The 12,173-nt window shown below is 34.9% G+C and carries 16 protein-coding genes; 3 read left to right on the plus strand and 13 right to left on the minus strand.

Annotation, left to right across the window (positions count from 1 at the left end):
* Positions 1-297 precede the first annotated feature (297 nt).
* From SPD48_RS05000 to SPD48_RS05025, 6 genes are all read right to left on the minus strand, one after another.
* Positions 298-810, minus strand: a complete 513-nt coding sequence (locus SPD48_RS05000; RefSeq protein ID WP_336256959.1) for a GNAT family N-acetyltransferase — start codon at positions 808-810, stop codon at positions 298-300.
* 380 nt (positions 811-1,190) lie between these two features.
* Entirely contained in the window at positions 1,191-1,706 is a 516-nt protein-coding gene (locus SPD48_RS05005) for a YfiT family bacillithiol transferase (RefSeq protein ID WP_336256960.1), read from the minus strand.
* A gap of 468 nt (positions 1,707-2,174) precedes the next feature.
* Positions 2,175-2,579 carry a hypothetical protein gene (locus tag SPD48_RS05010; RefSeq protein WP_336256961.1) on the minus strand — a complete coding sequence of 135 codons (405 nt, stop codon included), beginning with the start codon at positions 2,577-2,579 and terminating at the stop codon, positions 2,175-2,177.
* A gap of 224 nt (positions 2,580-2,803) precedes the next feature.
* Positions 2,804-4,417, minus strand: coding sequence for an ABC transporter permease (locus SPD48_RS05015; protein ID WP_336256962.1), 1,614 nt, complete (start codon positions 4,415-4,417; stop codon positions 2,804-2,806).
* Between the two features lie 24 nt (positions 4,418-4,441).
* Positions 4,442-5,323 carry an ABC transporter ATP-binding protein gene (locus tag SPD48_RS05020; protein ID WP_336256963.1) on the minus strand — a complete coding sequence of 294 codons (882 nt, stop codon included), beginning with the start codon at positions 5,321-5,323 and terminating at the stop codon, positions 4,442-4,444.
* A gap of 95 nt (positions 5,324-5,418) precedes the next feature.
* The gene (locus SPD48_RS05025) at positions 5,419-6,090 is read right to left on the minus strand and encodes a TetR/AcrR family transcriptional regulator (RefSeq protein WP_336256964.1); all 672 of its coding nucleotides are present in this window, start codon (positions 6,088-6,090) and stop codon (positions 5,419-5,421) included.
* 198 nt (positions 6,091-6,288) lie between these two features.
* Between SPD48_RS05025 and SPD48_RS05030 the strand changes: the two genes are divergently transcribed.
* Complete coding sequence (locus SPD48_RS05030) at positions 6,289-6,765, plus strand: hypothetical protein (RefSeq protein WP_336256965.1); 477 nt, start codon at positions 6,289-6,291, stop codon at positions 6,763-6,765.
* 64 nt (positions 6,766-6,829) lie between these two features.
* Here the strand turns inward: SPD48_RS05030 and SPD48_RS05035 are convergent, their stop codons facing one another.
* From SPD48_RS05035 to SPD48_RS05050, 4 genes are all read right to left on the minus strand, one after another.
* The gene (locus SPD48_RS05035) at positions 6,830-7,594 is read right to left on the minus strand and encodes an isoprenyl transferase (RefSeq protein WP_336256966.1); all 765 of its coding nucleotides are present in this window, start codon (positions 7,592-7,594) and stop codon (positions 6,830-6,832) included.
* Between the two features lie 88 nt (positions 7,595-7,682).
* Positions 7,683-8,453, minus strand: coding sequence for a DUF817 domain-containing protein (locus SPD48_RS05040; protein ID WP_442962110.1), 771 nt, complete (start codon positions 8,451-8,453; stop codon positions 7,683-7,685).
* Between the two features lie 72 nt (positions 8,454-8,525).
* Complete coding sequence (locus tag SPD48_RS05045; RefSeq protein ID WP_336256968.1) at positions 8,526-8,750, minus strand: helix-turn-helix domain-containing protein; 225 nt, start codon at positions 8,748-8,750, stop codon at positions 8,526-8,528.
* Positions 8,751-8,760: 10 nt separating this feature from the next.
* Entirely contained in the window at positions 8,761-9,252 is a 492-nt protein-coding gene (locus SPD48_RS05050; RefSeq protein WP_336256969.1) for a DUF2975 domain-containing protein, read from the minus strand.
* Positions 9,253-9,565: 313 nt separating this feature from the next.
* Here SPD48_RS05050 and SPD48_RS05055 point away from each other — a divergent pair, with 313 nt between their 5' ends.
* The gene (locus SPD48_RS05055; protein ID WP_336256970.1) at positions 9,566-10,072 is read left to right on the plus strand and encodes a GrpB family protein; all 507 of its coding nucleotides are present in this window, start codon (positions 9,566-9,568) and stop codon (positions 10,070-10,072) included.
* A gap of 412 nt (positions 10,073-10,484) precedes the next feature.
* Complete coding sequence (locus SPD48_RS05060) at positions 10,485-10,592, plus strand: putative holin-like toxin (protein WP_336256971.1); 108 nt, start codon at positions 10,485-10,487, stop codon at positions 10,590-10,592.
* A gap of 179 nt (positions 10,593-10,771) precedes the next feature.
* Here SPD48_RS05060 and SPD48_RS05065 read toward each other — a convergent pair whose 3' ends face one another.
* Genes SPD48_RS05065 through SPD48_RS05075 form a run of 3 tightly spaced genes read right to left on the minus strand, consistent with a single transcriptional unit; the run spans position 10,772 to position 11,848 of the window.
* Entirely contained in the window at positions 10,772-11,242 is a 471-nt protein-coding gene (locus SPD48_RS05065) for a hypothetical protein (protein WP_336256972.1), read from the minus strand.
* Entirely contained in the window at positions 11,190-11,519 is a 330-nt protein-coding gene (locus SPD48_RS05070; RefSeq protein WP_336256973.1) for a hypothetical protein, read from the minus strand. The genes SPD48_RS05065 and SPD48_RS05070 overlap by 53 nt, the downstream gene beginning before the upstream one ends.
* Positions 11,516-11,848 carry a nuclease domain-containing protein gene (locus tag SPD48_RS05075; protein ID WP_336256974.1) on the minus strand — a complete coding sequence of 111 codons (333 nt, stop codon included), beginning with the start codon at positions 11,846-11,848 and terminating at the stop codon, positions 11,516-11,518. The genes SPD48_RS05070 and SPD48_RS05075 overlap by 4 nt, the downstream gene beginning before the upstream one ends.
* Positions 11,849-12,173 lie beyond the last annotated feature (325 nt).

Genomic DNA, 12,173 nt, shown 5'->3' on the forward strand with positions numbered 1-12,173 from the left:
TAAGTTTTTTCGTTAGAAAAAATATATAATGTCTACAAATGTAGCTAATTAATAATTTACCAAATTACTAATAATAAATATAGCGTACAAATTTTCGGTATGCATTTTTTTGTAAAGGTTAGTATATAAATAAAGTCCTGAAAATTGTTCTGAAGTTAATTCATCTTTAACGGAAATAACTTGGTATGCCAAATCCTCTAGATCATACAATTATAAAAACCTTTCATCAGAAACAAGTTGATGAAAGGTTTTCCGTTCAAGCCAGTCGAAATCACAACTAATTGTTTAGTTCCATTATTAGAGTACAGGACTTATTAATTTTGACATATAGTATTCATCTACAAATTCATTGCTGATGAATAAAGAATGCCTTTTCGTCCCCTCAATTTCGAAGCCCATTTTTTTATATAAGGTCAAACCAGCTTCATTTCTTGTAACGACAGTCAATTCCAAGCGATGGATTCCATGGTTAGTAGCCCACTGATCTAACTCATTAAATAGTTTTGATCCAATTCCTTGTCCCCGATATTTTTCGGAAATCCCGACTACAACATAGGCTGAGTGCTTGTTTCTTTTAGCATTTCCACCGATAGCAAAAAGGTATCCAACTAACTCATTCCTATCGTTTTCAGCTACAAGTATAGTGGAATTCTCACTATTCTTTATACGGTCTATCCTTTTATTTTGCTGCATACTATTAATTTCTTTTTCTCCAGATTCCCAGAGCATATATTCAGAACTTGCTTCCACCTGCTGAATTAAATATGAAAGTTTTTCTGCATCTGAAATCTCTATTTCTCTTATTATCAAATGATCTCTCTCCCATCAAGCAAGGTAATAATCTAGGTCCATTTATTACACAAATCTATTTTAAAAAATCGCTCATCAGCTTATTAGGTAAAATTTCTATTTGTACATTTTGCTTATGCGCATTTTTCTAAACTCGATTCTTGACCTGTTCTTTAGAACAAAGACTTTAATAGAAGCAAGAAAATAAGGATGTAGGCCATAGAACTAACAGTTATAAATTCTTCATATAATCCAAAGGAGTGAAAACCAAAAATGTAAAAATAACTGTTAGGATTAAAACTAATATATCATAAATAAACCCGTTATCTCCTATTTTTTTGAAGAAAACGGGCAATGATAGTACTTTCATTGATTCACAAAATGATATTATTGTTTAATATTTAAGATGCCTTTGATAATGCGATCTTTATATGTGCTAAGTGATGCTCTTCGTGCCAAGCTAATTTTGCAACTTTTGTCGCAACGGTAATTTCCCCATTTTTTTGATGGGTAAAGATTCTTTCTAATTGCTCGTCAGTTAAACTTTTACCCAAAGACACGACACGTTCATTGATACCTTCTAACATCTTAATCGAACTATCTACAGGAAGATTTGTATCCGGTTGAGTTGCCCACTTATCTTGATCAAAATTTGGTACAGTTGGATTCTCATCTGTTAAAGCTAATTTCAAACGTTGATACATATTTAATTGAGAATCGGCAATGTGATGTACAAGCTGTCGAACTGTCCAACTGCCCTCACGGTATGTACGGTTTAATTCCTCATCCGTTAATGTGTCAACAGTTTCTCTTAATCGAGCCGTATACGTTTCTATTTCTTCTAGCCACCCTTTAACATCTTCCAACGTCACCTTCTCAGGAACTTGTAATTTCCCTATTGGAAATCTTACATCCATTTTCAATCCCCTCTCTTCATATTTGTTTCTAGATTATTCCTAATTCTTATTCTATTCTAACATACTTATTAACTTTGCAGTCTAATCCGCAGCAATATTCTATTCCAAATTGCCATACGTATTTTAATGGAAAGAAACTAAAAAGAATCACCCAGAATGTTCAACTTCTGAGTGATAGTATCTTGCGCCAAATTTTTACCCTGATTAGACGACATTATTATTTAGCTTTTGTGTATATACTTTGTAGTTTTTTTCGATATCTAAACATAAAAAATAACCCCTCATATGCATTTGGGTATCGCTAAGGGATTATAAAAGGTGTAATAAGTCTAAAAATCAAATTTCTATAAAGAAATGACCATACTTCTTTAACGTTTACAATTGTACTTTATGTCCTTTTTTAAATTCCGTTTTGTAAATTTTTAAAAAAGTGTATCATACATCTTCACCTTAAAATTCTATATTGTCTCAATTCGAACTATCTAGCAAAGGTTCAATATGTGTAAAGAAATCGTGATTGCCGATAGTTAAAATCCTTTCAATGACAAATTTCTGATCAGCAACATCTATAAGAATTACATCTCTGTAATCCGCTAAATTTTTTGATGTACGAACTGTAATTGACTTTAGCTCCGAAAAATAGAAGTAATCCGTGTAACTTGTTCCTGGTTTAACATAAAGCGAGTAGATGAATCTACGGTCAGTTACCATTAAGTGACCCGATATATGACTAAATCCACTTTCTTTGTAATAACCCATAGCTACTTGCTCTATAACTTCTCCGTCTTCTAACACGGATGGCAAATAGTTTATCATTCCTTCTGGTAAATTGAATGGCGCTGCTTGTATTTCGACCTCTTCTAAAGTTGGCAATTAACTCTCTCCTTCTAATCTATTTACTGTTTACTCTATAATTATATCTATCATTATAATAAATAATAGTCAATGGTAAAGAAGTTTACTAGTAACTCAATTACCACTATTAAATTTCCCTTTAACGAGATATACTCAGCCTTATATTTAAAGCCGTATTCTTCTATTGAAAAATACGGCTTTTTTCATAATAGTTTCATTTCACTTCACTGGTAAAATCTCTTTTAAGCCCCTTCCATCATATCCCGTCTACGATAACCAAGATAACCAATTACTATCAACATAATACTAATACTTGTTAGGATAATAAAAATGGAAGCATCGAAATCCTCCATAGGCATTTGTGGAATCCAGCTTTGAATCGCTGTTTTAAAGAACCATTCAGGTAAGTCTAATATACCACCAAAATAATTTAGTAAAAAAGAGTAAGCAAGATACACATAAACTACTTTACCCAGTTTCGGTGCCCAACCGAGGGCTAAAGCTGCAAGACCTGTCAAGAATAAGACGGTTGGTAAAAAATTGTAACCAGCAATAAGAAAATCTGTTACATTCATCGTTGAACGATCTCCCATCGCCGCGACAGCCGTTCCACCAAGACTACCAGCTGCGAAGAAAATTCCAATTAGACTTACGGTAATTGCTATACCAATGCTGGTCCAGTAAAGCTTACTGCGGGTCACTTTTGTAGCAAAAAGCTGACTTAAATGTGAGCGATTTTCTTCAGAAAACAGCTTATTTACAATAGCAATTGGTAAAATCGAAACTAAGCCAATCATGACCATCATAATCGTGCCTGTAAAGGATTCTTCGATGGAAAAACCTGAGTGAGAAAACATTTGCTTCATCATTTCATTACTTTCCAGGAAGGTCTGCATATCACCATAAATCGAACCGTAAGCAGCACCCATGACAACAAACGCTACCATCCAACTAATGATCGTGCCTTTGTTCATTTTAATAAATAACCCACGGACAGACAATAAAGATTTCTTTGCGCTTTCGCGACCTTCTCTTGTAGGCAAATAACCAGCCCCCATATCACGGGCCCCTTCTAGGGCAAAAGCAATTATCACCAAGATGCTACTGAAAATTAAAGCAAAAATAAGCGGAAGCCAATTATTTTCCGTAAAAGGATAGGTTAAATAGGTCCATCCTAATGGATTGATCATAGAAAAGTTCACATTAGCTACATCTGTTCCCGCTCGCACAATATAAAGCAGTCCTATTATTCCAAGAGCTGAAGCCGTTGCGCCAGAAGAAGTTGGCATAATTTGCGCCATAACGAGAGCTATTGCGGCACCAATCAGACCAGCCATTCCGACGGATGCCCCGAATAAAAACGCACCCTCTGCAGAAATCGTTTCAGCGCCAAAGCTTATCATTACTACCCCAATCAAAAGTGCTAACCATACATTTATAAAAACGATTTCGATTATTGAAGCAAGAGAATTTGCTTGTCGTCCGATTTGAAAGGAGCGGACAAGCTCAGTAAGACCAAGCTCTTCTTCTTTACGAGTATGACCTATCACGTGTAAAACAGCTAAGATCATCGCAAACAAACTACAAAACAGTAACATCTCATGCGCATACATTGCTCCCAACGTATAATCAGTTGCTGTTTCGATTGGCGTAGGGCCAACCATCGATATCATTGCGGGATTTTGTAAGGTTTCAAACATTCCAAGCAAACCTTGCCCTTTTGCTATTTCTTTAAATGCCGGAACAAAACCAGCCGAAAACAAGCCAAGTCCTAGCACCCAAATAATTATTTTTTTCCAATCACGTTTTACATACTGGATAAACAATGTATCCCATCGAGCAAATTTTTCCTTCATCGCAAATCATCCTCCTTTCGGGAGTTAGCCTTCATAATGACGCATGAATAAATCATCAAGTGTTGGCGGGACAGCCTCAAATTTTTTGACCCCTAATTTGGTTGCTTGTAATAAAATATCATTCATCTGTTGGTTATCAGCAGAGAATGTCGCCTGATTATCTTTTTGTGTAAAATCATGTACCCCATTTTCAGTCGCCATCTTAGCAACATCGCCTTCTGTTTCTAAGGTTACCGTAGAACGAGTCAGATGCCGTAATTCATCAAGGGTACCAGTCTCCACGATTTCACCTTGGCGGATAATAACTACTTTATCCGCTAACCGTTCCACTTCACTTAAAATATGAGAGGACAATAGAATGGATTTGCCTGATTCTTTGATTTTTTCCACTTCTTCTTGAAAAATATGTTCCATCAAAGGGTCAAGACCAGAAGTTGGTTCATCAAAAATATATAAATCCGAATCAACAGATAATGCTGCAATTAAACCAACCTTTTGGCGATTCCCCTTTGAATAGCCTTTCGCTTTTTTCTTTGGATCAAGTTCAAAGCGTTTAATTAAATAATCGCGTTTTTCCTTGTCACCAGCCCCATGCAACTTAATGAACAAATCAATAATTTCTCCGCCTGTAAGATTTCCCCACAAAGTGACATCCCCGGGTACATAAGAAATGCGTTTATGAATTTCAATGCTGTCTTTCCAAACATCCTTCCCAAAAATTTCGGCACTGCCAGCATCACGTTTGATAATTCCTAACAACGTACGGATGGTTGTAGATTTACCAGCACCATTAGGACCAATAAATCCAACAACTTCTCCAGCCTCTACCGTGAATGTTACGTCACTTAATGCTAGAAACTTGCCAAATCTTTTCTGTAAACCTTGCACTTTTACAACTTGTGTCATACCATAGACACCCCTTATTTTAAAGATTTAGACATCTCTTATTTAAGTAAAAATCGATGAATAAACATCGACACACTTTTTTTAAAACACACTACTTATTTGTAAAAACTGTCCTTTAGAATTTTAGAATAACTCTCCCATTCTCTTAGATACTGCTCCCCAAATTCGCTTATATTTTCAAACGTATTTATTTCTTTTAGACCTTTTTCCCCGAATCCGAACATCGTCCAATTCAAGATCTCAATCGCTTTCTCGACATCAAGCCCTTCACGGAACTTAGAGTAATCGATCTGATCGTACATTTTTTTCGTACTCTTTTCATAGATAGGATCAACCTTTTGCTTAATAATTTCCTTTACTTCAACTGATTCCTCTTCTGTGGCGGCGAGCAGGAAATCAAAAACTTGCGGGAATCTTTGTTGAATATGCAATTTTTTCAATCCAATATTTTCGATTCTTTTAAATATATCGGTTTCGTTCAAATCAATTTGTTCCACAATTCCTTCAATAATTTGCGTACTGTACTCGATTAAATAGACATAAAGTTCTTTCTTGCTATTAAAATAATTAAACAATGAACCTTTAGAGATGTTCGCTCTTTTTACAATTTCATTTGTTGACGCTCTATCAAAACCACTTTGGACAAATTCCATTATTGCTGCATTAATAATTTCTTGTTGTTTTTCTGTTTGTAAGTTAAGAAACTTAGAATAAATGGTGAAAATCTCCTTTCTGTTAAATCGAGATTGACCACATTGGTCACCCATAGTATAACTCTAATGACCGATCTGGTCAATAGACATTGTGAAGAATTATAAGTTTTATTTGAATTGGGAAAAATTCAAATGAAAAAATTAAAGAGTCCTAGATGGATCAAAATGGACTTTTTTAGAGAAGTTTCACTTTATATACTTGTATTTTATCGTTATACTCAAGTTATACAGCGTTTAGAAGGAGTATCATCAATGTCTTTAAATAAAAGAAAAACATATCCTTATAGCAATATTGAGATGCTTCCAGGAGATATTTTATATTCTACGATTGGAAGATCCACTTATTATGTCGGTCATACTGTCATTGTCGGCTCTGATTACACCATGAAAGAAGCGATACCGGGAAAACCCTCCGGTCATACGTTAACTGCCGAACAATTTTGGCATCGGCATCATCCAGGGGATCAAATAACATTACTTCGCTCAAAAACCGGTGCAAATGAAGCTGCGAAATGGGCTACAGATCATCTACACCTTGTAAAAGAGTATACTGTTTTAAATCATAATATTGAGTCGATAGAGAAAAACTATTGTTCTAAATTAATTGTTCAAGCCTATTATTACGGAGCAAATGTGAAGTTGACAAATTTCTTAAACCGATTTATTTCACCACAATTTTTAAAAAGAACGAAAAGGTTAGAAAAAATTGCGGTATTTTTAAAAGCATGAAATGACGTTTACAATGACATGTTTCCTGAAATTTAGTCCATTGAATGTGGTCAGAAAAACTGCCTTATAGTCCACCGTACCTTCTTTTGCGTTGCCGATACTCTTCTAGCGCATCTAAAAAATCATTCTCGGAGAAATCTGGCCACAAAACATCCGTAAACCAGAACTCTGTGTAGGCAAGCTGCCAAAGTAAAAAATTACTTAGACGTTTTTCCCCGCCGGTACGAATAAGCAGGTCGGGGTCTCGGGTATCAGCCGTATACAAATATTTTGAAAGTTGCCGTTCGTCCAGTGCATCCAATTCTTCCAGTGATAATTTCGTGTTGTTTATATCTTTTACCATTGCTTTCATTGCATTTAAAATCTCGCTTCTGCTTCCATAGTTGAGTGCAATATTCAGTTGAAGACCGTCATTGTCACGGGTACGATCCATTGCATACTGTAGCGTCTCATGTGTTGAGGCCGGAAGCTCATTCATGTCGCCAATTACTTTAATACGTACATTATTGGATATAAGGTCTGGCAGATAAACATGTAAAAACTCTTTAGGAAGTCTTAAAATATAATTTATTTCAGACTTCGGACGTTTCCAATTTTCCGTGGAGAACGTATAAAGTGTAAGAACCTTCACCCCAGATTTAACTGCCGCCTTGACAATTTTAAATACGACTGATACTCCTTCTTTATGTCCAGCAACTCTGGGCATGCCCCGATTCCTCGCCCAGCGTCCGTTTCCATCCATAATGATTGCGATATGTTCTGGTGTATGACCTTCCAGATAAGGTAAGGGTTCACTCGTTTGTAGATGATTTAAAAAAGGAATTTTCATTGATCGTGTTCATCCTCTCTAAAATGTTTTGAAATGGTGGAACAGATTCATTGTCCAAGCCTTAACAATTAGCCTCCTGAAATGATGCTCATGCCCCTATTTTCTTTGCCTTAATCTGCTTTAACGTTGCTACAATAAGAAAACTAACGATTACTAATAATACCCATGAGCTCACCTTCCCCAGATGAACAAGACTCCATGCAACGGTTTGATTTGGATACTCCCAAGCTCCAAAGAACGTTGCGATATTTTCAGCTATCCAAATAAAAAATCCAATCAGAACAAAAGAAAGTGCAAGTGGCATACGGTAGCGAATTCCATCCACCTCGTAAGATACCCACGATTTCCAAAAGACGATAATTACAAGAACGGATAACCAAAAGCGGACGTCTACCCAGTAATGATGAGTGAAAAAATTCAAGTAGATCGCTGCTGCAAGAGGTACAACTGCCAAAAGAGGCGGCCAATTAACCAGCTTAATTTTAAGCCTTCTCCACGCCTGACAAAGATAACTTGCTACACTTGCATACATAAAACCGCTATACAATGGCACTCCAAAAATTTTGGAATACCCTTCTCCTGGGTAGGACCATGATCCAATATGTACCTTGAAAAGTTCAAGCCCAAGACCAATAAGGTGGAACAATGTAATCACCTTTAGTTCATCCCGTGTTTCAAGTCCCGAACGCACCATCCAGACCTGCATCAAAAGAAAAATGATGAGCAGCCAGTCATACCGTGGCAAAAAAGGAAGCGCCATAACTTGTGTAATGGCCAATGAAGCAAAAATAACGACAGGAAACAAACAGGATAGGGCCTGCTCCCACCCAAAATGAAAAAGTCCTTTTAGAGCTGTAATCATTTGTTCCTTCAAAGTTTTTTTCTCGGAATCATTTCGAACAGTTACATCCATGAGTATCCCCTCCCTATTTTATGATTCTTGGATATCGTCATCGCTTTTATATTCTAAAATATCTCCTGGCTGACAATCTAACGCCTCACAAATCGCCTCTAAGGTTGATAAACGAATCGCTTTTGCTTTTCCATTTTTCAATATAGAAATATTCGCCATCGTGATCCCAACCCTATCCGAAAGTTCCGTCACACTCATTTTCCTTTTAGCCAACATCACATCAATATTGATTATAATTGCCATGTCATTCACCTCAGACCGTTAAATCATTTTCGGATTTAATATCAATCGCTTCTTGTAAAAGTTTTTTGAGAACAGCAGCAAAGACCGCGATCACCATGGAAGCAAAAGTAATAATTAACCCGATTACTATAAGACCTGGTGCGTCATCCCACTCCGCTACGATATAGATGAGTGGCAGAGCCAACATATAAAAAAAACTAATTAAAATGGCACAGGTTCTTATATTCTTTAAAGCTTTTACAGAAATTTGAGAGAAAGCCTCGTTCTTGTCAATATAACTTAATAGTTTTAATGCTTGATATAATGCGAAATAAAACGGTATCGCCGATACATACATTAAAATTAAAATGCCCAATACCACATATGTAAACTCTGAACCTCTTCCTGTTTGTTCAAAAGCCTCAATCGCTATCCGTGGCAATCCAAATATGCACAAAGCAAGAATCGGAACTCCAATTAAAACAACAGCTATCTTTAAAAATAAAGTTGATCCTAGTTTCATCAATAACACCTCACTTATTTATTTCCAATTTTATTTTAATATATTATTTATCGTTTTACAATAAATAGTTAGCCTAATTCAATGCTTTTTTATTGAAATTTTATTAAACCGAAAATAAAAAGCATTCCTTTTTAAACTAAGGAGCTCGGTACTAGTGGTGAAATCATTAAAATTCTTATACTTCGAAGGTACCGAAATTTATATGTTAAAAATAACCTAGTAAGTTTTTAAGTAAACGGTCCATTTGGAATAAAAATGCTGGCGACTTCTGTTTAAGATAGTTCCATCAATAAACTGCTTGGAGGTTTGGTATATGTTGGGATTACCAAAGGGAGAGGTCTTTTTAATACCTTGGACAAAAGATTGGGAAATAGCGTTCTTATTAGAAAAAAGTAAAATTGAGAAGGAAATCGTTAATTATATTATTGATATTCATCACATTGGAAGTACGGCGGTAAAAAATTTAAGTGCAAAGCCTATTATCGATATAGCCATTGAAATCAACGATTTTAGGGAAGGAAAATATTGTGTATCACCATTGAAGAGTTTAGGCTACTCCTATAAAGGTACAAACATTCTCCCGGATAGACACTACTATAATAAAGGAGAACCAAGGACTCATCAAATTCATATGTTTCAAAGTGGAAGTAAGTATCTAATTGAGCAGCTGAAATTTAGAGATTACTTAAGAGATAATGATAATGCAAGAATTGAATATCAAGATCTCAAAATAAAGTTAACAAAAGCAAACAAGCATGATAAGCATAAATATGCAGATGAAAAAACTGATTTTGTTAAATCAATTTTAGAAGTATGTTAATAGCGTATTCAGCAAACGGACGTGATCGCTCAAAAATGTAGTAATTTATAACATTGAAAAAGCATAGAATTAAAATTCTATGTATATTTCTATTTATACGGGTATTATCTTGATGGAATATATGCTAATTAATTTGATATTTTTAATGTTATTAGTATTTTTCTCATCCGTAACTGAAGCTGTTATCATTACAAGAAACGCTCTTTAAATAAAACCTTTCAATTTAAAAATTGCTGAACCAATATCAAACTAAAAAAACCCACCTTTAGATTTCTAAGGGTGGTATATAATATACGAATATGCGTTCTTATTTTTATTGCTACCTATTCAGATACTATGCTAGAATAGTAGCAACAACTACAAATGTATAGTGGGCGGTTGGCCATCTTTCTTACAGAAGGGAGGTGGTAAAATGACGACTTTCGAAGCATTAAGCTTAGTAGCTCAATTTGGTTTATCCATTGTAGCTTTACTTACATTAATTGTTAGCGTCGTCATTTTCTTAGAAAAAAAGAAGTAACCGCCCCTCCGATCAATGGTAAGCGATTACTTCTTTAGTAATTAATACATTGGTCAGCCGCTCTTTATGCGGACTGTAGTTGCTGGTACTTGAGCAGTTCGCGCTGCTTGAGTACCTATTTCTAATTATAGTATAAAATGAAATAAATATACTGTCAAATTACTTTTAGACCCTAGGTATTATAAATTGATTACTTCTAACAAAGCTTTAAACACTGCCAATGGACTTTTCTCTAAGATGTTCATAGATAAAGTCTTTGTATACTGGCCTTTTGAAATTATAAGTTTATTCCTATCCCGATCTGTGCGAATCGTAATTTCTCTAATTTTATATTCATTAATTTTTGAGGATTCATCCAAGTTTTCTGAGTTCAAATTAACTTTAATTTTATCGGATATCCTTCTAAGCATTCTCCAAAGAACCGTCTCGTCAACTGATTTCATAAACAACTCTGGAAGTTCTTTAGCTTCTATTAATAACTCATATGTAGTCATCGCATAGTTTGCAATTCCATAGTTTACGGGTTTTATTACGGAAGGTAGATTGACCCAGTGTTTCACAAAAATTAAAACGCGCTCCTCTAAAACGCTTATTTCTTTAATCTCCCCATAAATAGTTACTCCATTTGCAGAGCCAACATCTTTTTTCAAATATAATGCTACATATTTTGCTTCTTGCCAACCTGTTTTCAACACCGCGCCGAAATTGAATAGCACTTTTTTGAATACATTCTTCATACATTTTATCTATACCAACAAGTCCCACAATTACCTTTTCTTCCAAGTCCGACTTCCATTTTTCTATCGTTCCTCTTGGTAAAATTCCTTCTTCGTGGATCTCTTGCGGGCTTTTATCGATAAGTCTTTCTACCACCCTTTCTACTAGTGATGTGGCATTAGGTAAAAAAGGGAGACCTCCAATATTCACTTCATCAATACTCTTATATAGATATGCTCGCGATACATATATTCATCAAACCAAGGGAAAAGGACATAGCACCAAAATAAATCCTTTCGTAAGCCACCTTCATAAGATGAGACAATTGCATCTCTGTATCGATGCTCCAGGGCTCCATTTATTTCTATTAGCTCTACAATTGCCTTATTAATAACATCTTGATGATCTTTATAAGCATCTATTAAAAACAAGTATTTTGGCGAAAGCTTTTTTTGTGAAATCTGTCGCGGATTAATTTCGTCTATTTCTTTTAAAAATCTTATCACTTGATTAAATTTAATCGTATTTGCAAGATCCAATACTTTACTAAATGGATGAGTTGTTACTTACACTTACATACCAGTTCAGGAATTGATTTTATTTAGTTTTAAAGAATATAGTTAACTTACTGATTTTCTAGAAAGATTACCTGAAATGAGTAGGATAGAAATGCTTTTAATTATAAATTAATCTTTTCCACCTATTCCTTTATCAAATTAATAACATGAGTAGTTTTAAGCTATTATCACAAACAAGGTCCCGGCAGACTGAGATTTAAATGTATTATACAAGTAAAGATAAACTAATGATTGTTAAGTTTAGAATGGGCTAAAGATCTATTAAATTTATCTATTAAAGTTTAGG

The sequence above is a fragment of the Pseudogracilibacillus sp. SE30717A genome (assembly GCF_037071985.1).
Lineage (GTDB): Bacteria > Bacillota > Bacilli > Bacillales > Amphibacillaceae > Pseudogracilibacillus.

Excerpts from the sequence above, each read along its gene's own strand:
- SPD48_RS05045 (WP_336256968.1), bottom strand. The coding sequence starts at position 8,750 with ATGGCAATTATAATCAATATTGATGTGATGTTGGCTAAAAGGAAAATG.
- SPD48_RS05025 (WP_336256964.1), bottom strand. The coding sequence starts at position 6,090 with ATGGGTGACCAATGTGGTCAATCTCGATTTAACAGAAAGGAGATTTTC.
- SPD48_RS05055 (WP_336256970.1), top strand. The coding sequence starts at position 9,566 with ATGTTGGGATTACCAAAGGGAGAGGTCTTTTTAATACCTTGGACAAAA.
- SPD48_RS05035 (WP_336256966.1), bottom strand. The coding sequence starts at position 7,594 with ATGAAAATTCCTTTTTTAAATCATCTACAAACGAGTGAACCCTTACCT.
- SPD48_RS05030 (WP_336256965.1), top strand. The coding sequence starts at position 6,289 with ATGTCTTTAAATAAAAGAAAAACATATCCTTATAGCAATATTGAGATG.
- SPD48_RS05060 (WP_336256971.1), top strand. The coding sequence starts at position 10,485 with ATGACGACTTTCGAAGCATTAAGCTTAGTAGCTCAATTTGGTTTATCC.
- SPD48_RS05050 (WP_336256969.1), bottom strand. The coding sequence starts at position 9,252 with ATGAAACTAGGATCAACTTTATTTTTAAAGATAGCTGTTGTTTTAATT.
- SPD48_RS05005 (WP_336256960.1), bottom strand. The coding sequence starts at position 1,706 with ATGGATGTAAGATTTCCAATAGGGAAATTACAAGTTCCTGAGAAGGTG.
- SPD48_RS05015 (WP_336256962.1), bottom strand. The coding sequence starts at position 4,417 with ATGAAGGAAAAATTTGCTCGATGGGATACATTGTTTATCCAGTATGTA.
- SPD48_RS05020 (WP_336256963.1), bottom strand. The coding sequence starts at position 5,323 with ATGACACAAGTTGTAAAAGTGCAAGGTTTACAGAAAAGATTTGGCAAG.